Consider the following 22343-nt stretch of genomic DNA (forward strand, 5'->3'; position numbering starts at 1 on the left):
AACGCGATTATCAATTTAAAAAGCGATTTATCCTGAACTTGAAGGATAAATCGCTTTTTTGATTGGGTTTAAATTAATTTACGTCGGGCGTGTTCAACAAATTTGAACTTATCCGAACGATGGACCGATTCAGTGAACTGTAATAGCGTGTTGTCCTGTAAATGAGTCTCGCTTTTGACAATCACGACGGAGCTACCGGGTGTGATGTGTAGAATCGCTTGTTGTTCTTCGGTTGCTGGGGCGACCGTGACTTCTTTACTCGCGTAACCAATCTCTAAATGTTGTTGGTTTTCAAAATAATCGTATAAAGAATTAGCCGCGACGGTTTCGGTAATGGTGGGGACCACCGCTTGAACGACGTAATCATTATCGATAACTAAGGGTTCGCCATCGACAATTCGCAGCCGTTGAATATAAGTTGCGGGGATTATTTCGGTCGTGTCTAAGTTAAATTTAGTTTGCGGTACCGTAGTCGTTGAAAATTTGAGGACCCGCGTTTCGGTTTTCATATCAAATAATTCATCTAATTCGTGGTAACTGGTTAAACCAGAAATCGGAAAGGCGTAACGATCAAAGGTTAAGACGATTGATCCTTTCCCTTTAATCTTATGAATAAAGCCGTTTTCTAATAAGTTAGCGAGCGCTTTGCGGACCGTTTCGCGGGAAGCACCATAAAGTTCGGTGAGCTCTTTTTCGCTGGGAAGATAGGTATTGGCTGGATAAAGCTGGTGGGTAATCTTGCGAACTAAATCGCGGTAAATCATTTCATATTTTTTTATCATTCGTTAAACTCCTAATATCAATAAGTCTATCATATAAATTATAACGGTCAGATGCAAGTGTTTGAGGGCTAGTATAGACAAGTTTTAAAATATTTTGTAAGCGGTAATATAAAATGTTTGACAACTTGTACGTACATGATATATGATGAGCTTGTTAACAGAAAGCGCTTTAATTATTTGCAATCATTTATTCTAGGGAGGTCATGATTATGGCTCAAAAAGATTATTCACAACTCGCCAAAGCAATTGTCGCTGGGGTCGGGGGAAAAGGTAACATTGATAGTTTAATTCACTGTATTACACGTTTACGTTTTTATTTGAAGGACGAAAGTTTAGCGCAAACCGAAACAATTAAAGCGTTAGATGGTGTGATTAGCGTTCAGCAATCATCTGGTCAGTATCAAGTTGTGATTGGCAATCAAGTGACGGCCGTTTATGATGCCGTGATTGCGGAAATTGGTGTCGAATTTGCAGATGAAGAATTAACGTCTGAAACAGTCGCCCAAACAACGAAACAACAAAATTTAACACCATGGGGCCATGTCAAAGCAGGGTTCAGTCAATTATTAGGCGTTATTACGGGGGCAATGAGCCCAATTGTCGGCATGTTAGCGGCGAGTGGGATTTTAAAAGGGATTCTAGCGATTTTAACCATGCCTCAATTGGGTGAAATGATTAGTCCAAAGAGTGAATTATACTTGTTATTAAATGCGATTGGTGATGGCGTCTTTTATTTCTTACCGATTCTAGTCGGCTTTACAGCAGCGAAAAAACTAAAAGGTGATCCTGTAATGACGGCCGTAGTCGGCGGGATATTAGTCCATCCAACATTGGTCGCATTGAATGGTAAATCATTATTGGAAATTGGTAGTTTGAATTTCCCAATGGTTAACTACACTTATTCAATTTTTCCAATGATTTTAGCAGCGTGGTTAGTCGCTCGTTTAACGAAATGGGTTAAGGGCTGGTTGCCTGGTTATCTTCAAATCATCTTTACACCACTAATCGTGATCACGATTACGGCTGTGATTACTTTGTACTTAACCGGTCCAGCAATCACATGGTTGTCAACAGGCTTAGCCGCGGGTATTCAATGGTTATTGCTAAAGAGTGGTTGGCTATCTGGTTTATTAATTGGTGGTTTCTATCAAGTGCTGGTTATCTTTGGCTTACATTGGGGTATTTTGCCATTATTGGCCAACGATATTGCCGCAACTGGTCACAGCTACTTGAATGCGATTTTAAGTACAACGATGGTGGCGCAAGGGGCAGCAGTCTTAGCTGTTGCGATTAAAACCCGCAAAACAGAGTTAAAAGAACTCTCATTTGGTGGTGCGATTTCAGCTTTTTGTGGGGTTACCGAACCAGCTATTTACGGGGTCAATTTGAAGTTTAAACGCGTCTTTGTTTCTGGTTTAATTGGTTCAGCTGCCGGTGGTTTTGTCAGCGGTTTGTTACACGGCAATATGTTTGGCTTTGCCGGTTCATGGATTGGCTTTGCATCATTCTTAGATCCGAAGAATCCAAGTGATTTATCAAACTTATGGGTTTTCTTAATCGCATCAACGGTCGCAACGGTTGTGCCATTTATCGTGACTTACGTTTGGGGTTACAATGATCAAATGCAAGCTGGCGATGGTTTAGCAAAACCTAAGAAACCCGGTACCGTTAAATAATTTTTAAAGCATAGGAGACGAATTAATATGGAATGGTGGCAAAAAGCGACGGTTTATCAAATTTATCCGCGTAGTTTTCAAGATTCAAATGGTGATGGGATCGGTGATATCAATGGGATTATTCAACGGTTAGACTATTTAGCCAATCTAGGGATTGAATTAATCTGGTTAACGCCAATGTATGTCTCACCCGGTCGCGATAACGGTTATGATATTGCTGATTATTATCAAATCGATCCGATTTATGGGACGTTGGCTGATTTTGAACGGTTATTAAAAGCGGCCCATCAACGGGGTATTAAGATTATGATGGATATGGTTGTCAACCATACATCTGATCAACACCATTGGTTCCAAGAAAGTTTAAAATCAAAAGATAATCCGTATCATGATTATTATTTATGGCAGGACCCCGTTGACGGTCATGAACCGAATAACTGGTTGTCGAAGTTTAGTGGTTCCGCTTGGGAATACGTGCCAGCTTTGAATCAATACTATTTACATCTCTATGAAAAGAGTATGCCTGATCTCAATTGGCGCAATCCGCAGTTGCGGGCTGAAATCTTCAAGATGATGCAATTCTGGGCTGATTTAGGGATTGATGGCCTACGTCTCGATGTGATTAATAATATTTCGAAGGATAAAGATTTTCCGAATGATAGCTTTAAAACGCCAAGCGATGATGGGCGCAATTTCTATACGAACGGTCCCCATGTGCATGAATATTTACACGAGATGTATCAACAAATTTTTGGCCCTAATCAATTCGTAACGGTTGGTGAATTATCATCGACGTCGATTGACGAAGCGCTCAAATATACGAAACCAGAACGCGAAGAATTATCGATGGCCTTCACGTTCCACCACGTCAAAGTCGATTACACGGGTGGTAAGAAGTGGACCTTGGGACACTGTTATTTACCCGATTTAAAACGGGTCTTAAGCGATTGGCAAACGGGAATGGCCACTGGTGGCGGTTGGAACGCATTGTTCTGGTCTAATCATGACCAACCCCGCGCCATTTCACGGTTCCTCAATGATGGGCAATACCGGGATCAATCCGCTAAATTACTCGCACTTGTGGAGTTTGGACTGCAAGGTACCCCGTATATTTATCAAGGTGAAGAAATTGCGATGAAGAATGCGTACTTCACGGATATTAAGCAGTATAATGATCGTGAATCGATTAATGCTTATCATCAGATGCTCGCTGATGGGCATACTGATGCTGAAGCGATTACGATTTTACAACAAAAATCACGGGAAAATTGTCGGATTCCAATGCAATGGGATGACAGTGTTCATCACGGTTTCACGACCGGCACGCCGTGGTTGCAACCGGTCTTGCACGACGATTATTCGGTTACTAAAGTCATGCAAGCACCAGACAATGTTTTCGCGTTTTATCAGACTGTGATTCGATTACGCCAAGGCCAACCATTATTATTAAGCGGCCAATACCGATTATTGGCAGCCGATGATGAAGCGGTCTACACTTACGAACGATTTGATCAACAACAAGTGATTCGCGTTATGGCTAATTTCACTGACCAGGTTCAAGTTCGGGACGTACCAGAAGAGGTACAAATCTTATTAGGCAACTATCCTGAGCAGATGATGAAAGATCAAAAAATCACCTTGCAACCTTACGAAGCGGTGATGTTACGATATACGGAAGAAGGTTAAGCTAATGTTTGGTTTTTTGAAAAAAGAAACGAGTGTTGAATTGAAAGCACCCACTAGCGGTTTGTTTGTCCCTTTAGCAGCAGTTTCCGATGAAGTATTCGCTAGTAAGGCAGTTGGTGATGGGTTTGCAGTGACACCAGCGGGAAATGCGAATCAAGTGGTCTCACCCATTGACGGCGTGGTTAGTTCGATTTTTCCAACGAAACACGCGATTATGTTGACGACTAAAGCGGGCGTTGAAATTCTGCTTCATTTGGGCATTGATACGGTTGAATTGAACGGTGCACCGTTTACCATGTTGGTTACTGAAGGCGCCAAGGTTCAACAAGGCACGCCACTGGTGACGGTCGATTGGTCCCAAGTAATCGCAGCCGACAAGGAAACCACTGTGATGGTGGTTAGTGCCAACGCGACGTTTGAATTAGCAGATGCCGTGACTGGTGAAGTCAGTCCAGCAACGACCATCGGGACTTTCAAGTTAATGACAGATTGAAGGGGTATTTATCCAACGAATCATTATTGAATCGGATGACTTCGGTATCACGACCGGAGTCTCCAAAGGGATTCTAGCAGCATTGCAACACCAAATCGTGACTTGTACTAACGCCCAAGTGACATCGGTCGATTTTAGCCCTAGTGTTCAACTGGCGCGCCAACAAGGGATTCAGCAAATGGGGCTTCATCTGGTCTTAGATCGTGATCAGCCAGTTAGTCGGCCGGATTTAATTCCGACGTTGATTAAGCAAGACGGTCATTTCTGGGATTATGCGACACTCAATCTGCAAGAAGTTCGACTTGAATTTCAAGCGCAGATTGACCGGTTTCTGGCGAGCGGTTTACAATTAACCCATTTAACCTCACACCATTTTGTGTCGACGTTATCACCGGCGATTTACCAGATTGTGTTAGCATTAGCTGAACAGTATCGAGTGCCGGTGCGCAATGAATGGTGCCGGTTATCGACGGCGGCACAACGACCGTTTGACGAGATTAGTCGGCAGTTTAATGTGACGTTGTCGAGTCGGTTAATCATGCATCAACACACCGAACCGGTGTTAACCGAACGCGGCTTAACGGCGCAATTAATAGCGACGACGGCTGAACAGGTACCAGTCGTGTTGACCCATATCGGTTGGTTATCCGCTAGTTTGCGCGCTAAAAGTAGTTTGACAACCAATCGGTTAGTTGAATGGCAAACATTAGACGGTTTGAAGAAGCGTGGTTATTATCAACGCCACAACCTTGATTGTGTGACGTACCAATCTTTGATAAAGTAGGAGGCCAGTTTCTTGGCGTATCAGCATTTAACGATTTTAGGGGACAGTATTACGGATCGGCGTAATCATTATGCGACTAAATGGTATTACGATTGGTTAGCAGAATGGCAAGCCATTCCGAAGGTCACTAACTTAGGGATATCGGGGAGCACCATTGCACCACCGTACGATTCGATGGTGCAACGTTGGCAAGCGATTCCCACCGATACCGATTTACTCTTAATCTATGCAGGGGTTAATGATTTTGGACGTGATACACCGTTAGGCCAGTTTGGCGATCAGACGACCGCAACGTTTTATGGTGCACTGAGTCAATTGTTGGGTCGGATTAAACGTCAACGACCAATGGCCGACTGCTATTTTATTTCACACGTCATGATTGGAACGACTTTCTTTCCGGCGGTTAATCATTGGGGCTACCGGCAAATTGATTATGAACAAGCGATTCAAAAAGTGACGACAGCATTTGCGGTGGCGCATATCAGTTTATACCAACACCCTGAGTTATCGTTTGCCAATGCTGAGCAAGCTGATCGATTAAGTCTAGACACATTACATCCCAACGATGCGGGACATTTGGCGATTGCTAAAGTGATTCAGCTCGAATTAGCTTAGATTTAAAAAAACGCGTTAACCGTTTAATATCGGTTAACGCGTTTTTTAATTAGAATAATTGTCCAATTCCGTAGTGAATCGCCATGGTGATGAGTCCGATTAGGATGTTGCGGATGATGGCGACTTTTACTTTGCCGTCGCCGAGTTTGGAGCTGATGAAGGCCGTCATTGAAACGGCGATGGTGACGGCGATAATTGTGCCGGTCATTTTGTAAGCTTCAGGTAGTAAAATCATTGCGACCAGCGGGAAGACACCGCCGAAAGCGGCCGAGAATAGTGATGAGAAAGCGGCTTCCCACGGATTCATGTAATGGCCGAGTTCGAGATCGTATTTGACGTTGACGATTGTTTCGAGCGGTTTTTTATGCATCAAATCTTGGGCAATGGCTAAAGCTGTTTCGGAAGTGACCCCCTTTGATTCATAGAAGGCTTGGACTTCTTGAATTTGATCGTTTTTAGCATTTTTCAACCGCTGTTGTTCAATCGCGACAGCGGCCTTTTCAGTGTCACTTTGCGAACTCACTGAGGCGTATTCACCGGCGGCCATTGAAAAGGCACAGGCTAATAAATCAGATAAACCGGCGATAAAAATGGTGAAATTATTGGTGGTTGCTGCCGCAACGCTGAAGAGTACGCCAACAACGGTTAAAATGCCATCGTTGGAACCTAATACACCAGCGCGTAAGGTGTTCATTTTTTCTTCCATGGTTTGTTTCTGTTTTGTTTTAAGTCGCATATTAAGTCAGCTTTCCAATCTTTAGTGGGCAAATAAGGAACCGATGGCGTAAGTGACCAGCATCGTGATTAAACCTGAAATCACATTTCGGAGAATGGCTTTGGGCCGATTAGCATTTCCTAAAACTGCCGCTGTATAACCAGTAATCGATAGGGCAATCATCACTGCAATAATCGTCCCAATGATTTTGAAGTGGCTGGGCAGTAGAATAATCGCTAGTAATGGTAGAATAGAACCAATTGGAAACGAAATGAGGGAAGCAACTGCGGCCGCATACGGATTCGTATAGGCGGTTGGATCAAAACCGTATTTCTCGCGAACGACCGTTGTCACTGCATCGGCGGACATCATTTCGGTGGACGCTTTAGCCGCTAGTTCTGGGGCAATCCCCGTCTTAATGTATTTTTGACGAACAAAAGCGAGTTGTGAGTCATAATTACTGGCAAGATTGAGTTGTGTATTGATGACGGCAATTTCTTGGGCGTCTTTTTGCGTACTAACCGAAACATATTCACCCATCGCCATCGAAATCGTACCGGCTAACATGCCTGCAATGCCTGAAATAAAGATAGCGAAGTTATTGCTAGTCGCACCAGCCACGCCGATGACAATACCGGCAACGGACAGAATGCCATCGTTAGCGCCCATGACACTAGCACGCATAATATTAATTTTTTGAGCAAGAGAGAGATGAGCTGTCATAGCAGCCTCCGATAATTTATTTTATTTAATAATCATTATAAAGTAGCAACAATTCTATTTTAAACAATTGATGTCAAAAGTCAAGTTAGGACTTGCCTTATAGTACACTAGAAGGTATATAGTCATCTTATTGAAATAGAAATGGTGGATGATGATAATGAGTCGAATATTAATTTTAGGGGCTGCGGGACAAGTCGCGCAGTTAGTCATCAAGCAACTTTTGGCGGAGCAGCAACATCAATTGGTTTTATATTTACGGCATGCGGAGCGATTAGCGTCTTTAACGACGCAACCGCAAGTTACTGTGATCGAAGGGGACGTTAATGATTACCCACAATTGGTCAACGCGATGAGCAATGTCGATAGCGTGTACGCTAATCTGGGTGGCCAGTTTGAGCCAATGGTTAAGAATATTGTTCGGGCGATGGCTGAAACGAATGTCCAACGATTGATTTATATCAGTGGGTTAGGTCTTTATCATGAAGTGCCCGGAGAATTTGGTCGGTGGAATGAACAGGCGGTTGGCCATCAAGTCATGGAAGATACGCGCGATGCAGCACGATTGATTGAAACTTCGGATTTAAACTATGCGATTTTAAGATGCGCTTATATGACTGATGCACCAATCACTAATTATGAATTGACGGAAAAGGGCACGGCCTTTAAAGGGACGATTATTTCGCGTCAGAGTATTGCGACCGTTGTTCAAAAATTGATTGATAATCCGAACTTGGGCCACCGTGTTAGTTGGGGGATTAATCAACCCAATACGGATGGTGATCGGCCCCAGTATTAATAGAGGGTAGGTTAAAACATGGCAGAACAACAATATAAAATTGGTGAATTTGGTAAATTAGTCGGGTTATCGACATACACGTTACGCTATTATGAAGAACAAGGTTTGATTAAACCGCACCGGGATGCAAATGATGTCCGTTATTTTACATTGGAAGATGTTAAGTGGGTCGGTTTTATTTTGCATCTGAAAGGGACGGGTATGCGCATCAATGAATTAAAGCTGTACGTTCAATTACGCGCACAGGGTGATTCGACGATTAAACAACGACGGGATTTATTACAAAAAACACGGGCCGATGCGGAAGCTGAAATGGCTGAACTAAAAGCGCATTTAACCGTATTGAGCCATAAGATTGATTGGTATGACGGTAAAGTCGATCGGACTATTAATGAAGATGAAAGTTTCGAAAATTATCTACAACGTTTTGATGATTAATAAAGGGTGATTTAAATGGCAAAAAAACAAACAGCTGGTCGCGATAATTTGGGTGATTTTGCGCCGAAATTTGCTGAATTAAATGATGATGTTTTGTTCGGTGAAGTCTGGTCGCGCGAAACACAATTATCAGCGCACCAACGGAGTTTAATTACGATTTCAGCTTTGATTTCGGGCGGCAATTTAGAACAGTTACCCGCCCATTTAAAAATCGGTAAAGCCAACAGGATTACTAAAGCCGAAATTGCGGAAGTCATTACCCATTTAGCTTTTTATGTCGGTTGGCCAAAAGCTTGGTCCGCCTTTAATCTAGCCAAAACGATATTTACAGAAGATTAAGTGAATTTGGACAAAAAGAAGCCATCATCCAGAATGTTAACGGATGATGGCTTCTTTAGATGGCACTAGTCAATTAGTGGTGATTGACGACCAATCGATAAATTAACCGACCTAAATTAATGAGTATTAATACGAAAAGAACGGGCACAATGAATAGGATTAAAAAATTACCATCTGTAAATAATGTTGGTGACCACCATTCAATCAGTGTTCTGACCAAAACAACCAGTATAATGGCTGCAAGTAAGGCTTTAAGTTCGGATTTTTGCATCAATAGTGACCTCATCATAATTTGTTTGTTGATTAACAATATAAACGATTGTGTCTAGCTTGTCAGAGGTTCAAGAATGATTTAATTGATTCTTAATTGTTGGCAAGCAAAAAAGAGGGTGCGATATAAGTTTTAGTATCCTAATATTAAACGATTATTGTTTTGACGCGCGCCAGAATTCATCAATTTCCGTTCAAATCAAAAACCAACCTATCCTTAATTCAGAATAGGTTGGTTTTTGGACTTGATACTCAATTGATAACGTGCTTCTCAAGCAGCCTTTTCCGGTTAACTACGAACTGGGCATCATGAGTAAAAAAATACTCATAACACCCAGTTCTAGGTTAATCCTCAAAGCCTGACCAACTTGAGTTAGCACTCAATTGATAACCGAGTTCTGTCACAGCTTGTTTTAAAGTTCAACACCATGTTCTTTGAATAATTCTGGGAGACTCTTTAATGATTGCGCATCGTATTTAGCGAAGAAATCAGGCACACTGTAAGTTTTATCGGCCGGACGAGAAGCGTCAAAACTATTACTGATTGATTCGATTAATTCGCCATCTTTAATTGTTAATTCAAGATCTTCGACTGGAATACTCCGTTTATCGGTAATCTTAGCGTCGATTAAGAATGGACGGCCTGCTTTAGTCACTTCGAGCGCTTTGTCGAAAGCAGCAGGGAGTTCTTTAGAAGAACGAACCGTGATGGATTCAATCCCCATGCCTTTTGCGATCATGGCAAAGTCTTGGTCTTCAATGAAAATCCCAGAGAAGTCCATTGGAATATCTTCTTGTTCACTCTTGATAAAGTTTAATGACGCGTTTGAAGTGATGATGTTGATGATTGGTAAGTTGTATTTCTTTTCAGTGATTAAGTCTTGCATAACCATTGAAAAGGCACCGTCACCCGCAATATGGAAGACTTGACGATCTGGGAAGCTGAGTTGACCCGCTAAAGCACCAGGAATCCCTGAACCCATTGAAGCGAAGAGGGCTGAAATCACCCATTTGTTCTTAGGCGTTAAGTTCAAATGACGGAAACTGTTGATAATGTTATCACCAACGTCAATTGAGAAGACGGCATCTGGATCGGCAATCCGATTGATTTGTTTGTAGATTGGTTCGAATTCCAAAGGATCAGATTCGCGATTTGATAACATATCGAGGTATTCTTGCCAGTTAGCCATATCAGCTGCAGCTGCTTTGAAGAATGGACTTGGGGCAACGGCTTGGCTGCGATCCAAAGCTTTTTCAACGAAGGTCGTGGCGTCTGACCAGATACCGAAGTCTAAGAAATGGTGGCGACCGAATTGAGCTTCGTCATTGTCAATTTGAATAAATTTGAAATCATGTGTGCGGTAAATTAAGTTGGCAAATGGGAAGTCAGCGCCAATCGCAATCACTAAATCACTAACGGCCATAATTTCATCAGCCGCTTTAGAAGCCGCCCGGTTAGACATGCCTAGGTTACCTTCATAGCTATCGGGCACTAACCCTTTTGCTAAACCGGTCATGACAAGTGGAATTTGGAGTTTCTTCGATAATTCGACTAACTTGTCGCCACCGTCTTTAATCCCACGGCCAACGTGAATGACGGGGCGTTTAGCGTCTTTAACCATCGTCAAGAATTGATCCACTTCTTCATCAGTGGCAACAGGGCCAGCCACTTGTTTGCGATCAGTTGGTGAACTTGAGCTGTAAGGTGTATCTGGAATTTCAACGTAACCAAAATCATTAGGAATCACGACAACCGCGACACCGTTGTGTTTGTAGGCTTCACGAATTGCTTTATCAACAACATATGGCAAACTTTCGGGTGTCATCACTAAGCGATTGTAAACCGCAACGTCTGCGAACATTGGATTTTCGGCAAATTCTTGGAAGTAATTGTAATTCATATTGCTACTAGGCACTTGACCGATTAAGGCTAAAACGGGTGCGTGGTCTTCCTTTGCATCATAAAGACCGGTTAAAAGGTTAGTGGCACCGGGGCCAGCTGAACCAAAAGTCACGCCGATTTTACCGGTTAACTTAGCGTCAGCAGCAGCGGCGAGTGCGCCAACTTGTTCGTGACGAATTTGAATATATTTAAGCCGATCTTTTTCGATATTAAGCGCATTCATTGTTGAGTTAAATGAACCACCTGGGTAACCGAAAATATGGTCAACGCCCCAAGATTCGATGACGCGAAGCATAGCGACGCTGGCTGGAATTGTTTTTTGTAGATCAGTTTTTGTGTTAGTCATGAGAAAGAACTCCTTTAGGTGTATTCACTATTTAGGTTGTACACAACCCTATAGTGTTAATTTAGCACACGTTGAAATCGATTACAAGTGAAACGCTTATAAAAGGTATGGAAGATTCTAATTGATATGAATGAGATTATAAGGTGATAAGAAGCGACTCGTTAAAATAATTTCGGCGACCTCGGTCGGTGTTTCGGGATTCACTTTTAAAAGCCAGTGTTTAAAAATATTGAATGCGCCTAAAATCACAATTACTTCGGCATAGTCTTTGGGGACTTCGGTTGAATAACTGGCCTGGGTTTGAAAAATATTTTTACCGCGAATAATTGTGACAACTAATTGATAGAGGCGGTCACTAAACGTCACATCGACATCGGGGCGCATCAAACTGATGAAGAGTGGGCGGTGTTGGTAGGCATAGGTAATTAGCTTGAAAAAGAGGTTGTACAAATGATCGTGGGCTTCCGGCATTGTAATTTGAGGATTAGCGACTTCATCGAGATTGTTTTGGAGCAGCGTTTGGACGCCGTCGAGAATTTCCTGTTCAATCTGGTCTAATAAATCATATTTATCTAAATAGTGTAAATAAAAAGTCCCCCGACTAATTTCAGCGGTCGTCGTAATGTCAGAAACATTTAAATTGGCGAAGCCTTTTTCGTTTAACAACGTGATAAAGGCGGTTCGAATTTTTTGGTCAGTCAGTGCTTTCTTTTGTGCGCGGTCCATCGGCAGCTCCTCCTGTTGAATGTTGCCTTTAGTATACGCAATTTATCAAAATAATCAACACCGTGTCAATTAAAGTGTTGAATCGTTTACATAAACACTTTTGAATAAAGTGATTATTGTAAATTAAAGGTGATTGTTTAAAATGTAAATTAACAAAGTGTTCAGCAATTCAGGAGGATTATTATGATTAAAACGGAATGGCAATATCTATTTAAAAATAAAAAAATCTTAGTCGTTTTAATTGGTCTGTTGGCAATTCCAACCATCTATGCCGTGATTTTTTTAAGATCGATGTGGGATCCTTATGGCCGATTGGATCAATTGCCAGTTGCAGTGGTCAATCAAGACCAACCTGTTCAGTATCAAAATCGTAAAATGGCAATCGGGTCGCAACTTTCAAAGAATTTGAAGAAGAGTCAGTCTTTGGATTATCATTTTGTCTCGGCGAAACGGGCACAAAGTGGGATTAAATCGGGAGACTATTATATGGTCTTGACGATTCCGAAAGATTTTTCGAAGAACGCCACTACTTTATTGGCCGACAAACCCCAGAAAATGATGCTGAAGTATGAAACAACCTCGGGGCGCAGTTTTATTTCAGGTAAGTTATCAGCGACGGCCGTTGAGAAAATGGGCAATCAGATTTCTGAACAGATTACCGAGACCTACGCCAAAACGATGTTTGCACAGATTAAAAGATTAGGTCAAGGGATGACCCAAGCCGCAGCTGGCGGTCAACAATTAACTAAGGGCGCGACACAGTTAAGTGCCGGCAATACTAAGATAACCAGTAATCTCAATCAGTTGGCGGCGAGCTCGTTAACGTTTGCTAACGGGACTAACCAATTTGATCAAGGGTTAAACCAGTATATTTCTGGCGTTAAGACATTGAGTGATGGGACACAAACACTGAATAGTGGCTTAATTCAACTTCAAGAAAAAGTGACACCTTTAGCGTCAGGCACGAGTCAATTACAAGCCGGCAGTCAATCATTGAGTACCGGGGTTCAGCAATATACGGCGGGGGTTCAAACCGTCAATCAAAATATGCAAACTTTAAATACGGGGACGCAACAATTACAAGCATCAACCAGTGCGTTGGGTCAAGTCGCGCAGCTCGCTAGCGGTGCTGCAACCTTGCAAGCGCAACTCGGAAAGGCAGCGACTAATAATCAAACGATTACGACGCAGTTACAAACGATTGGAACTGGCATTACGCAACAAAACACCAATTTAACGGCTGTTCAAACCGGATTGCAACAGTTGGCGACCAATTTGCAACAAAACCAGACAACGACTCAAACAACGACAGCTAGTTTAACGACGTTAGCAACTGATTTACAAGCCGTTAAAACGGCGCAAACGACGATTCAAACCAAGGTCCAAACGGCAGCTGAAACACAACAGTTAACCAGTGTACAACAAGCTGCAGTCGTTGCAGCCGCTCAACCGAATACTGAAAAGCTTGATCAAGTGATTGCGCAAGTTAAGACGTTGCAACAAACGACGACTGATAATGCGCAAACTCAGGCGCAAGCGTTAGCGGCAATTAAAGGCGCACAACAGGCGATTAGCCAGTTGCAAGCGGTCGGTGGCAATTTAACGCAATTAGCCAGCGGCAGTCAAGCTGTGACAAGTGGGTTACAACAATTGACGATTGGTTCTAATCAACTTGTGACGGGGTTAAATCAAGCGCAAAGTCAATCGGCGCAATTAGGTGCGGCTGTCACGAAACTTGCGACCGGCACACAACAGTTATCGACGGGGACCAACCAACTCGCTGCACAAAATGTAGCATTGAACAATGGTGCGACTCAGCTAGTGAGTGGGACCACGCAATTGGCAAACAGTACGCCGAGTCTGATTGCAGGTATTACTCAGTTAACGGCGGGGAGCCAAAAAGTGACAATAGGAGCTCAAAAATTAGTCAGCAACAGTGGGACTTTAACCACCGCGGGGCAAACACTGGCCACCGGTGCCACTAAGATTAGCCAAGGCAGTGGTCAATTGGCGACTGGCTCTGGTCAAATCGGGACGGGCTTACAAAGTTTAACGACGGGCAATCAAAAATTAGCCACGTCATTAGGTCAAGCTGGCGTACAAGTCAAAAAAGTCCATGCGACTGATTTAACTTACGCTCAAATTGCGAAACCAGTCACCACTAAACAGCATGAACGCGATACTGTTCCTAACAATGGGACGGCGATGGCGCCTTATATGATGGCGGTTTCGACTTATGTGGGCGCTATGGCAATGTGTTTAATGTACGATATTTACACACCACGGCGCAAACCAAAGAGTGGCGTCAGTTGGTGGGCAAGCAAGATGTCTGTACTCACATTAGAGGTGATGACGCAAACAACTTTGATGTATGGCTTGATGATGTTGATTAACGGTCTAAATCCGGTGCATCCCGGCGCGACTTATTTGGTGGTACTGATGACCAGTTTAACTTTTGTCAGTCTAATTAATTTATTAAATCTCCTCTTCGGTCAAATTGGGTCGTTCTTCGCCTTAATCTTGTTAGTCCTTCAATTAGGCGGGGCTGCAGGAACGTATCCTATCCAACTCTCAAATAGTTTCTTTGAAGCGATTCATCCGTACTTGCCGATTACGTACGCGGTGAATGGGTTGCGCAGCGGATTAATGATTGGTAATTCGGTATTGCCAAGTGTCGCGGTGTTAGCGGGTATTACAGTCGTCTTATCAGGCTTAACGATTGCATTCTTCTCATTGAAACGTAAAAAAGTCAGCACAATTGAAATTGCAGAACTTTAGCAGATTAAAAAACCATCGACCCAAATTTTTTGGGTTGATGGTTTTTTAGTTGAGATAGCTAATCAATTGTTCAGTCGTTAATTGTTGCTTTTCAGCATCGGTAAAGTCGGCAATTAGCTGACCGTCTTTTAGAATTAATAGGCGATTGCCGTATTTTAAGGCATCGGCTAAATCGTGGGTAATCATTAGACACGTCAGCTTGTTCTCCCGAATCGTGGTATCAGTGAAAGTCATCAAGGCTTGGCTAGAAACCGCGTCTAAGGCTGAAGTGTGTTCATCTAATAGTAGTAACTCAGGTTTTTGAATGGTGGCCATCAAGAAATTCAAGGTCTGTCGTTGACCACCGGATAAATTACTAACCGGTTTGTCGAGTTGCGCCTCTAGATGATTGGGCAGGGTCTTCGCTAAGGCTTCGATTTGCGGACGTTGTTGTGCTAGTCGTCGGGGGAAGAGCCGACGTCGTTGACCGCGGCGCATCGCTAGTAGGATATTTTCGGCGACCGTCATGTCAGCGGCGGTCCCTAATTTTGGATCTTGATAAACCCGACTAATCAGACGGGTGCGCTGTTGAGCAGATTGTTTGGTAATCTCTTGGTCATTGAAGGTAATCTGACCACTGGTTGGCGTTAAATCACCGGCAACGATGTTGAAAAAAGTTGACTTGCCGGCCCCATTTGCGCCAAGTAACATGACGAATTCATCAGGCTGAATCGTGACGTTGATGTCTTGCAGCAGGTTTCTCTGATCGGTTTCGGTCGTGAGTTGATAATTAAGTTGATTGAGGGTCATACGTGCGGTCATTGAGTGGTCAGTCCTTTCTTTTGTTGGGGTGAGATGATGAAGATCGCGAGGATAATCGCAGAGAAGAGTTTGAAATCATTGGCGTTGAATCCGAGTTGTAAGACTAATAATAGAATTAACCGGTAAACAACACTGCCTAAAATAATACTGATTAATTTCGATAAGAAATGGCGGCCGGTTAATAAACGTTCACCGATGATGATGGCGGAAAGGCCGATGACCATGACCCCAATCCCCATATTAACGTCGGCAAAACCGTTATATTGTGCGACCAAGCCACCTGTTAAGGCGATGAGTCCGTTGGAGAGGACAATGCCGATACTGTTAGTCCGTTTAACGGCAATCCCTTGTGATAAGGCCATTGTCGGATTATCGCCAGCGGCCAGTAAAGACTGGCCAAATTCGGTGTATAACAACCCGACTAGTAGCGCGACGGCGACTAAAATAATCACGAGGTTAATCAGAATCAGTCGATTGTCAGTTGATAGGCCACTAAAGAACGGGATTTCGTAAAGACTGTGTTGACTATCAATCGACAGATTGGCTTGGCCCAGTATTCGCAAGTTAATTGAATAAAGACCGGTCAAGGTTAGAATGCCGGCTAATAAACTTTGTACGTGGAAATAGTTGTATAGAATAGCGGTAACTAGACCAGCTAAACAGCCACCGATAAACGTCACAAGTAAGGTTAATAGTAGGTTGTGGTGATTTTGCAACATGATGGCGGTCACGGCTGCACCGAGTGGAAAACTGCCTTCAACGGTCATGTCGGGGAATTTTAAAATTCGGAAGGTGATGAAGACACCGAGACTCAGTAGGCTCCAGAGCAGCCCTTGGTCAATGGTCGAAGTGATTAAGGTCATTTGATCACCGTGCCTTTCTGTTGTGCGGTTTCGATGGTGTCTTTAGGAATTGTGATGTGTAAGGCTTTCGCTTTTTTGAGATTTAACACTAAGTGGCCTTTACGTAGATAATGAATAGGTGTGGTGGCTGGTTTTGCTTTGCCACTTAAGACTTGGGCGGCCATCTTACCGGTTTCGACCCCTAAATCGTATTGACTGAGGCCGACAGTTGCGAGGCCACCATCTTTGACCATCGTTTCGGCCGAGGGGAAGACCGGTGTTTTGGTTTTATCAGTCGTGCGGACGAGTGTGCCCATCGCACTGGCGATTGTATTGTCGGTTGGCACGTAAATCGCATCGACTTTGGGTGCGAGGGTTTGACTGACCTGTTCGAGATCGTTGACCGAACTGAGACTCGCTTCGACAACCGTTAAACCAGCTTTTTTTGCTATTTTCTTGAACAAACGCATTTGGCTAGTAGCCGAGTTATCACTGCTTGAGTAGAGTACGCCAACCGTTTTAAGTTGGGGCATAATTGTTTGCATTAAAGCTAATTGCTTTTGAATCGGTGCGCGATCCGAAACACCAGTAATGTTGGCGCCGGGTCGTTGGTTATTGTGGACTAAGTTAGCACTAGCGGGATCAGTGACCGCACCGAGAATCACGGGAATTTTTTTAGTGGCATTGGCCAAGCTTTGGGCAGCCGGGGTCGCAATCCCAATTGTGACTTTCGCTTTCTCAGTGACAAAGCGGTTGCTCATTAAACGCAAATTACTTTGATCGTTTTGGGCGTTTTGAAAATCAATTTTGATATTCTGCTTGTTATGGTAACCGGCAGAGGCTAAGCCGGCGATAATCCCCCGATGAATTTCATCTAAAGCGGGATGTGAGAGTGGTTGCAAAATGGCAACGGTTGGTAATTTAGCTTGGCGGGCCTCTTTAATGGTTTTGACGCCCAGTAAGGCGAGTAGCCCACCGAAGATTAGAATGAGTGGTAAAAAACGTTTAATTTTAGACATTTGCAATTACTCCTTTGATTTTTACAAATAAAAAAGTCCCCTACATAGTGGTCATGTAGGGGACAGAAAAAGCCTACACGGATTTACTCGAGTAAAATCCATGTAGGCTTAAAATTCAATCGATAAATGATGAATGGCCGCATGGATACAATCAACAGACTGTATCCATTTGCGAATACAACCTGACTTAGCGGCTTTGCCAACGAATATTCAACTGTGTCAAGTTAGTATGTGTCATGTCATTTACCTCCGATTTATTTGATAAGTTGAAGTATAGCGAGATATTAAAAATAAGTCAAGTTTTTTTGAAAAAATAATTTTGAAAATAATAACGGTCTAGGTTGAAAATGGGACGATTCGGCTTGCATTTTGGCGCCAAAAAAGCTAAAGTTATTAACGTATACTTGTGTTTAAAAACAGGAGGAATAAGAGAATATGGCACATATTTCATTCGATGCATCACGTTTGGACAAATTTGTTCAATCAAACGAACTTGCAGAAATGCAAGCAATGGTTAATGCAGCAGATTCACAATTACGGCAAGGAACTGGCGCAGGCAACGATTTCCGTGGCTTCTTAGATTTACCAGTTAACTACGATAAAGCTGAATTTGCGCGTATTAAAAAAGCCGCTGCTAAAATCAAGAGCGACTCAGAAATCTTCATTGCAATTGGTATTGGTGGTTCATACCTCGGTGCTAAGGCAGCAATTGATTTCTTAAACAACACATTCTATAACATGTTACCAGCTGACCAACGTGAATTCCCACAAGTTATTTTTGCAGGGAACTCAATTAGCTCAAGTTATTTAACTGACTTAGTTAACTTGATTGGCGACCGTGATTTCTCAATTAACGTCATCTCAAAATCAGGCACAACGACTGAACCTTCAATCGCTTTCCGTGTTTTGAAAGACAAGTTAATCAAGAAATATGGTAAAGATGCTGCTAAAGGCCGGATCTATGCAACAACTGACCGTGCTAAAGGCGCTTTGAAGACTGAATCAGACGCTGAAGGCTATGACGAATACGTTGTACCTGATGATATTGGTGGCCGTTTCTCAGTATTGACAGCTGTTGGTTTATTGCCAATTGCCGTTGCTGGTGGCGATATCGATCAATTGATGCAAGGTGCTGCTGACGCTCGTGCTGAATACAATGACACTGACGTCACTAAGAATGATGCTTACAAATATGCTGCCTTACGTAATATCTTATACCGTAAAGGTTACACAACTGAATTGTTAGAAAACTACGAACCAACCCTCCAATACTTCTCAGAATGGTGGAAGCAATTAATGGGTGAATCAGAAGGTAAGGACCAAAAGGGTATCTATCCTTCAAGTGCTAACTTCTCAACTGATTTACATTCATTAGGCCAATACATTCAAGAAGGTCGTCGTAATTTGATGGAAACCGTTGTTAACGTTGAAAAACCTAACAGCGACATTGATATTCCAACTGACGCTCAAAACTTAGATGGTTTAGGTTACTTAGAAGGCCACACAATGGACTTCGTTAACAAGAAAGCTTACCAAGGTGTTGTTTTAGCACATACTGATGGTGGCGTACCTGTTATGACCGTTAACATCCCTGATCAAACAGCCTACACATTAGGTTACATGATCTACTTCTTCGAAATGGCTGTTTCAATCTCAGGTTACTTGAATGGCATTAACCCATTCAACCAACCCGGCGTTGAAGCGTATAAGAAGAACATGTTTGCCTTACTTGGCAAACCCGGCTTTGAAGAACTAGGTAAAGAATTAAACGCACGCCTATAATTCAAGGTTTGTAAGACATTAAAATAATATATTTTGAAGCAATTAATTATTGGTTTTATTGAAATGGTGCACTTTACGGTGAACACTCAATAAAATAATGGTTAAATGCTTTTTTATTGGGGACGAATTTACAATTGAAGTGCAACACTAATTGAATAAAAAAGACCCATAACGGGTACAATGTTTAACAACCAAGAAAAACATTAAGGAGTACCCGTTATGAGCTACTACCATCTTACAATAAATGAGCGCAAAAGTATTCTAGAGTTTAAGGCAAATGGTGATTCAATTCGAAAAATTGCACTTAAATTACGTCGATCTCCAAGTACAATTTCTAGGGAACTGAAACGCTGTAATAAACACTGCTCACCCTCTACAGCTCACAAGAACTATCTTAATAAACGGCGCAATTGCCATAAGCCACGGTTGCTCGATCAGAATTTAATTCTATGTGACAGAATCGTCGCTCTAATTCAAGAAAAGCATTGGTCGCCTGAACAGATTTCAAATCGACTGAAAAAAGAAAACTTACCAACGGTAAGTTATAATACCATTTACAGACACTTGAATAATCACAACCTTAATCAACCTCTTAGTTCGCGTGGTGATAAGGGTTTTATACGTAGCTTAAGACATCGTGGTAGAAAGCGAAGTCATAACAAAGAAAGAAAACATTAATTTCCTAAGGTCAATTATATTTCAATAGACGAACGTCCCAATTTTATTAATCGGCGAAAACGAATTGGTGATTGGGAGATTGATACCGTAATGGGTAAAACGGGTAGTGATGTCCTAGTAACTGCCGTTGATTGAAAAACTAGATATACATTAATTGGTAGAGCGTAGCGTAAAACTGCACAGTTGGTAAATCAAACATTATTAATAATGTTTTTAGAAATTCCAAAGGAATTTAGGCTCTCGTTAACCCCAGACCACGGAGTAAAATTTCTTACTCTGTCGGAAATTAGGGAGGATTTAGGCGTCACAATTTATTGGCCGAATCCTTATTCTCCAGAAGAAAGCGGTACAAATGAAAATACAAATGGTTTAATTCGAGAATATTTTCCAAAAAATAATGATATCAAAAAATATACAAACAAGGACATTGAAAACTGTCAACGGCAGTTAAATCAACGCCCTCGTAAGGTTTTAGATTATCAAACCCCCGAAGAGGCCTTTTTTGACAAAGTGTTGCATTTGAATTGACAATTCGTCATACAAAAATATAAACATATGTTCTTTACGTTCGAAAATAAAAATCCTATATTAGGATTTTTATTTTTCAAATTTTTTTAATCATAGATACTTTATAAATGCTTAAACATCAGTAGTTCTGCTTTTTCTTACTTAATCTAATCTTTTAATATCATACTAGTTTTAGTGAATAGTTAGAGTAATATTTTTGCCTATTCTTTTATTACGGATAGGTATTTACGATCTAATGATTGTACGAGAGCAATCAAATCAAATCAAATCCGATACTAACCGCTGTTTCGCCCGTGTATGTGATTCCATCGTATGTAACACTTCTTTGAGTGAAACATTGACCGGCCGTCTCAAGCAGGGCTATTCGTAGATCAACAGTTTGTTTAGACATATTCAAGCATCCTTTCATTGTTTCAAATCCCTAGCCACGAATCGAACGCAGCTGAACTCACCAGAGTGGGGGAGTTTCTAAATTAATTATTTAAATTAATTGTCATATCATAGTCATGATTATAATTTTCGTCATCATAATCATCAGTATCATAACTAGCGTTGAATTTGTATCTCAACGACTTAATATCAGAAATGTTGCTGAGTTTTTCAATTGGGAAAACAACGTCGCCAGATTTATCAGCACCGTTGGCGATTTCGCCACCCCAGTTAAGTGTTAATCCTTTAATCGAAGGCATAGTTGCATCTACTTGTTGACCGTCATTTGTAATTATTGTACCTTGATCGGGATAAGTTGAATTTAAATCCCGTGATGGTTTGACGGATACATGTAAAATGACTAATCCTTGGGCTTTTTTACCAGACTGTGAATCGTATTCAAATGGCTCTACTTTGATAATTTTTGCATCAGAAACGGAGATAGTGGCCGAATTCCAAGAAGTATCAGTAATAGAAAGTTTATAATTTTTTTCGGAAAGAATTGGAACTTTAGCGTAGTCAATTGTTAGAAAGTTTGAACTAGAGTTACTATTCTTGGAATTTCCTTTTTCTACATCTGTTGTTGTGTGCCCATTAGCAGTTGAATTTTTTGTTGAAGAGTTATCATCTTTTCCACCAGATAGAGCTGCTATTGCAATAATAATAACTACAACTATCAGTACCCAAATCCACCAGCGCTTGTACCAAGGTTTAACTTCAACAAATGTATTGCCATTTTCATCTTGAATTTTTTTAGCCATAACATAGAACCCCCAAAATTTATTTTCTAACGAGTGCAAGAATACCAGCGATTATAATTAGTGCACCGCTTAAAATGCCAAAAGCAGAAACAAAAACAATGTTAAGCACGCCACAGATAATGATGATCCAGCCCATAGCTACACGATTTTTATTAATCATACATACTAGAATAATAGCAACGATACTCGCAATAATACAGCCAATACCTAATCCAAATAGGCTACTTGATGATGTGCTACTCACAGCACTGTCAATGCCACCTAAGAAGAATGAGAATACGCCCGCAATAATTCCGAATACGCCACCCATGATTCCCAAAACCATTTCGGCCGTACGTGAATGGTTTTGGGATTCACCTTCGGTAGTAACTTGTTTATAAATTTTTCCGTCAGCACCTTTAACCTTATTACTCATTTTAAATCCTCCAAAAAA

General features: G+C 41.8%; 21 protein-coding genes and 1 pseudogene. 11 read left to right on the forward strand and 11 right to left on the reverse strand.

Translation table 11 applies throughout. The annotated features are described in order from the left end of the window. Positions 1-68 precede the first annotated feature (68 nt). A complete protein-coding gene (treR, locus tag ACVPPQ_RS08615) occupies positions 69-782 on the reverse strand; it encodes a trehalose operon repressor (protein ID WP_463494016.1) in 714 nt (237 codons plus the stop codon). A gap of 209 nt (positions 783-991) precedes the next feature. Between treR and ACVPPQ_RS08620 the strand changes: the two genes are divergently transcribed. The 5 genes from ACVPPQ_RS08620 (at position 992) to ACVPPQ_RS08640 (ending at position 6036) form a co-directional block, all read left to right on the forward strand. Next, the gene (locus ACVPPQ_RS08620) at positions 992-2458 is read left to right on the forward strand and encodes a PTS transporter subunit EIIC (RefSeq protein ID WP_463494018.1); all 1467 of its coding nucleotides are present in this window, start codon (positions 992-994) and stop codon (positions 2456-2458) included. A 27-nt stretch (positions 2459-2485) separates the two neighbouring features. Beyond that, a complete protein-coding gene (locus ACVPPQ_RS08625) occupies positions 2486-4144 on the forward strand; it encodes an alpha,alpha-phosphotrehalase (RefSeq protein ID WP_254680627.1) in 1659 nt (552 codons plus the stop codon). A 4-nt stretch (positions 4145-4148) separates the two neighbouring features. Beyond that, positions 4149-4637 (forward strand): PTS sugar transporter subunit IIA, encoded by a 489-nt coding sequence (locus ACVPPQ_RS08630; RefSeq protein WP_254680628.1) that lies wholly within the window; start codon positions 4149-4151, stop codon positions 4635-4637. A 70-nt stretch (positions 4638-4707) separates the two neighbouring features. Next, positions 4708-5421, forward strand: coding sequence for a ChbG/HpnK family deacetylase (locus ACVPPQ_RS08635; protein WP_463496355.1), 714 nt, complete (start codon positions 4708-4710; stop codon positions 5419-5421). 12 nt (positions 5422-5433) lie between these two features. Next, positions 5434-6036 (forward strand): SGNH/GDSL hydrolase family protein, encoded by a 603-nt coding sequence (locus ACVPPQ_RS08640; protein ID WP_463494021.1) that lies wholly within the window; start codon positions 5434-5436, stop codon positions 6034-6036. A 49-nt stretch (positions 6037-6085) separates the two neighbouring features. Here the strand turns inward: ACVPPQ_RS08640 and ACVPPQ_RS08645 are convergent, their stop codons facing one another. Both ACVPPQ_RS08645 and ACVPPQ_RS08650 read right to left on the reverse strand, forming a co-directional pair. After that, on the reverse strand, positions 6086-6772 hold the full coding sequence (locus tag ACVPPQ_RS08645; protein WP_056950471.1) for a VIT1/CCC1 transporter family protein: 687 nt from the start codon (positions 6770-6772) through the stop codon (positions 6086-6088). A gap of 21 nt (positions 6773-6793) precedes the next feature. Then, entirely contained in the window at positions 6794-7474 is a 681-nt protein-coding gene (locus ACVPPQ_RS08650) for a VIT1/CCC1 transporter family protein (protein ID WP_025082905.1), read from the reverse strand. A gap of 157 nt (positions 7475-7631) precedes the next feature. Between ACVPPQ_RS08650 and ACVPPQ_RS08655 the strand changes: the two genes are divergently transcribed. The 3 genes from ACVPPQ_RS08655 to ACVPPQ_RS08665 are packed head-to-tail and all read left to right on the forward strand — an operon-like array spanning position 7632 to position 9047. After that, positions 7632-8270 carry an NAD(P)H-binding protein gene (locus ACVPPQ_RS08655; protein WP_254680630.1) on the forward strand — a complete coding sequence of 213 codons (639 nt, stop codon included), beginning with the start codon at positions 7632-7634 and terminating at the stop codon, positions 8268-8270. A gap of 18 nt (positions 8271-8288) precedes the next feature. Next, positions 8289-8708, forward strand: coding sequence for a MerR family transcriptional regulator (locus ACVPPQ_RS08660; RefSeq protein ID WP_025082907.1), 420 nt, complete (start codon positions 8289-8291; stop codon positions 8706-8708). A gap of 15 nt (positions 8709-8723) precedes the next feature. Beyond that, positions 8724-9047, forward strand: coding sequence for a carboxymuconolactone decarboxylase family protein (locus tag ACVPPQ_RS08665; protein ID WP_254680631.1), 324 nt, complete (start codon positions 8724-8726; stop codon positions 9045-9047). Positions 9048-9120: 73 nt separating this feature from the next. Here ACVPPQ_RS08665 and ACVPPQ_RS08670 read toward each other — a convergent pair whose 3' ends face one another. The 3 genes from ACVPPQ_RS08670 to ACVPPQ_RS08680 form a co-directional block, all read right to left on the reverse strand. Further along, positions 9121-9318: a hypothetical protein gene (locus ACVPPQ_RS08670; RefSeq protein WP_254680632.1), complete on the reverse strand. Its 198-nt coding sequence runs from the start codon at positions 9316-9318 to the stop codon at positions 9121-9123. 412 nt (positions 9319-9730) lie between these two features. Beyond that, on the reverse strand, positions 9731-11566 hold the full coding sequence (gene spxB / locus ACVPPQ_RS08675; RefSeq protein ID WP_463494025.1) for a pyruvate oxidase: 1836 nt from the start codon (positions 11564-11566) through the stop codon (positions 9731-9733). A 117-nt stretch (positions 11567-11683) separates the two neighbouring features. Next, on the reverse strand, positions 11684-12292 hold the full coding sequence (locus ACVPPQ_RS08680; protein ID WP_463494027.1) for a TetR/AcrR family transcriptional regulator: 609 nt from the start codon (positions 12290-12292) through the stop codon (positions 11684-11686). Between the two features lie 183 nt (positions 12293-12475). Here ACVPPQ_RS08680 and ACVPPQ_RS08685 point away from each other — a divergent pair, with 183 nt between their 5' ends. Further along, complete coding sequence (locus ACVPPQ_RS08685) at positions 12476-15070, forward strand: YhgE/Pip family protein (protein WP_463494029.1); 2595 nt, start codon at positions 12476-12478, stop codon at positions 15068-15070. Between the two features lie 45 nt (positions 15071-15115). On the opposite strand, the gene ACVPPQ_RS08690 is transcribed toward ACVPPQ_RS08685, so the two are convergent. From ACVPPQ_RS08690 to trpX, 3 genes are read right to left on the reverse strand one after another with little or no spacing between them, the layout of a single operon-like run. Further along, a complete protein-coding gene (locus ACVPPQ_RS08690; protein WP_463494031.1) occupies positions 15116-15871 on the reverse strand; it encodes an ABC transporter ATP-binding protein in 756 nt (251 codons plus the stop codon). Next, positions 15868-16734, reverse strand: coding sequence for an ABC transporter permease (locus ACVPPQ_RS08695; RefSeq protein ID WP_463494033.1), 867 nt, complete (start codon positions 16732-16734; stop codon positions 15868-15870). The genes ACVPPQ_RS08690 and ACVPPQ_RS08695 overlap by 4 nt, the downstream gene beginning before the upstream one ends. Beyond that, positions 16731-17723, reverse strand: coding sequence for a tryptophan ABC transporter substrate-binding protein (gene trpX, locus ACVPPQ_RS08700; protein ID WP_413476354.1), 993 nt, complete (start codon positions 17721-17723; stop codon positions 16731-16733). Before trpX ends, ACVPPQ_RS08695 begins: the two co-directional genes overlap by 4 nt. 444 nt (positions 17724-18167) lie before the next feature. On the opposite strand from trpX, the gene ACVPPQ_RS08705 reads away from it, so the two are divergent. Both ACVPPQ_RS08705 and ACVPPQ_RS08710 read left to right on the forward strand, forming a co-directional pair. Beyond that, a complete protein-coding gene (locus ACVPPQ_RS08705; RefSeq protein ID WP_463494035.1) occupies positions 18168-19514 on the forward strand; it encodes a glucose-6-phosphate isomerase in 1347 nt (448 codons plus the stop codon). Positions 19515-19733: 219 nt separating this feature from the next. Then, positions 19734-20720, forward strand: a pseudogene (locus ACVPPQ_RS08710) (IS30 family transposase). Positions 20721-21193: 473 nt separating this feature from the next. Here the strand turns inward: ACVPPQ_RS08710 and ACVPPQ_RS08715 are convergent. Next, positions 21194-21910 (reverse strand): hypothetical protein, encoded by a 717-nt coding sequence (locus tag ACVPPQ_RS08715; protein WP_413476332.1) that lies wholly within the window; start codon positions 21908-21910, stop codon positions 21194-21196. A gap of 19 nt (positions 21911-21929) precedes the next feature. Then, on the reverse strand, positions 21930-22325 hold the full coding sequence (locus tag ACVPPQ_RS08720; protein ID WP_106483444.1) for a DUF4064 domain-containing protein: 396 nt from the start codon (positions 22323-22325) through the stop codon (positions 21930-21932). Between the last annotated feature and the right edge of the window lie 18 nt (positions 22326-22343).

It is taken from the genome of Latilactobacillus parafuchuensis (genome assembly GCF_055271665.1).

What these genes read in the sequence shown, in the direction of transcription:
- treR (WP_463494016.1), bottom strand. Translation starts at nt 782, where the DNA reads ATGATAAAAAAATATGAAATGATTTACCGCGATTTAGTTCGCAAGATT.
- ACVPPQ_RS08620 (WP_463494018.1), top strand. Translation starts at nt 992, where the DNA reads ATGGCTCAAAAAGATTATTCACAACTCGCCAAAGCAATTGTCGCTGGG.
- ACVPPQ_RS08625 (WP_254680627.1), top strand. Translation starts at nt 2,486, where the DNA reads ATGGAATGGTGGCAAAAAGCGACGGTTTATCAAATTTATCCGCGTAGT.
- ACVPPQ_RS08630 (WP_254680628.1), top strand. Translation starts at nt 4,149, where the DNA reads ATGTTTGGTTTTTTGAAAAAAGAAACGAGTGTTGAATTGAAAGCACCC.
- ACVPPQ_RS08645 (WP_056950471.1), bottom strand. Translation starts at nt 6,772, where the DNA reads ATGCGACTTAAAACAAAACAGAAACAAACCATGGAAGAAAAAATGAAC.
- ACVPPQ_RS08650 (WP_025082905.1), bottom strand. Translation starts at nt 7,474, where the DNA reads ATGACAGCTCATCTCTCTCTTGCTCAAAAAATTAATATTATGCGTGCT.
- ACVPPQ_RS08655 (WP_254680630.1), top strand. Translation starts at nt 7,632, where the DNA reads ATGAGTCGAATATTAATTTTAGGGGCTGCGGGACAAGTCGCGCAGTTA.
- ACVPPQ_RS08660 (WP_025082907.1), top strand. Translation starts at nt 8,289, where the DNA reads ATGGCAGAACAACAATATAAAATTGGTGAATTTGGTAAATTAGTCGGG.
- ACVPPQ_RS08665 (WP_254680631.1), top strand. Translation starts at nt 8,724, where the DNA reads ATGGCAAAAAAACAAACAGCTGGTCGCGATAATTTGGGTGATTTTGCG.
- ACVPPQ_RS08670 (WP_254680632.1), bottom strand. Translation starts at nt 9,318, where the DNA reads ATGCAAAAATCCGAACTTAAAGCCTTACTTGCAGCCATTATACTGGTT.
- spxB (WP_463494025.1), bottom strand. Translation starts at nt 11,566, where the DNA reads ATGACTAACACAAAAACTGATCTACAAAAAACAATTCCAGCCAGCGTC.
- ACVPPQ_RS08680 (WP_463494027.1), bottom strand. Translation starts at nt 12,292, where the DNA reads ATGGACCGCGCACAAAAGAAAGCACTGACTGACCAAAAAATTCGAACC.
- ACVPPQ_RS08685 (WP_463494029.1), top strand. Translation starts at nt 12,476, where the DNA reads ATGATTAAAACGGAATGGCAATATCTATTTAAAAATAAAAAAATCTTA.
- ACVPPQ_RS08690 (WP_463494031.1), bottom strand. Translation starts at nt 15,871, where the DNA reads ATGACCGCACGTATGACCCTCAATCAACTTAATTATCAACTCACGACC.
- ACVPPQ_RS08695 (WP_463494033.1), bottom strand. Translation starts at nt 16,734, where the DNA reads ATGACCTTAATCACTTCGACCATTGACCAAGGGCTGCTCTGGAGCCTA.
- ACVPPQ_RS08705 (WP_463494035.1), top strand. Translation starts at nt 18,168, where the DNA reads ATGGCACATATTTCATTCGATGCATCACGTTTGGACAAATTTGTTCAA.
- ACVPPQ_RS08715 (WP_413476332.1), bottom strand. Translation starts at nt 21,910, where the DNA reads ATGGCTAAAAAAATTCAAGATGAAAATGGCAATACATTTGTTGAAGTT.
- ACVPPQ_RS08720 (WP_106483444.1), bottom strand. Translation starts at nt 22,325, where the DNA reads ATGAGTAATAAGGTTAAAGGTGCTGACGGAAAAATTTATAAACAAGTT.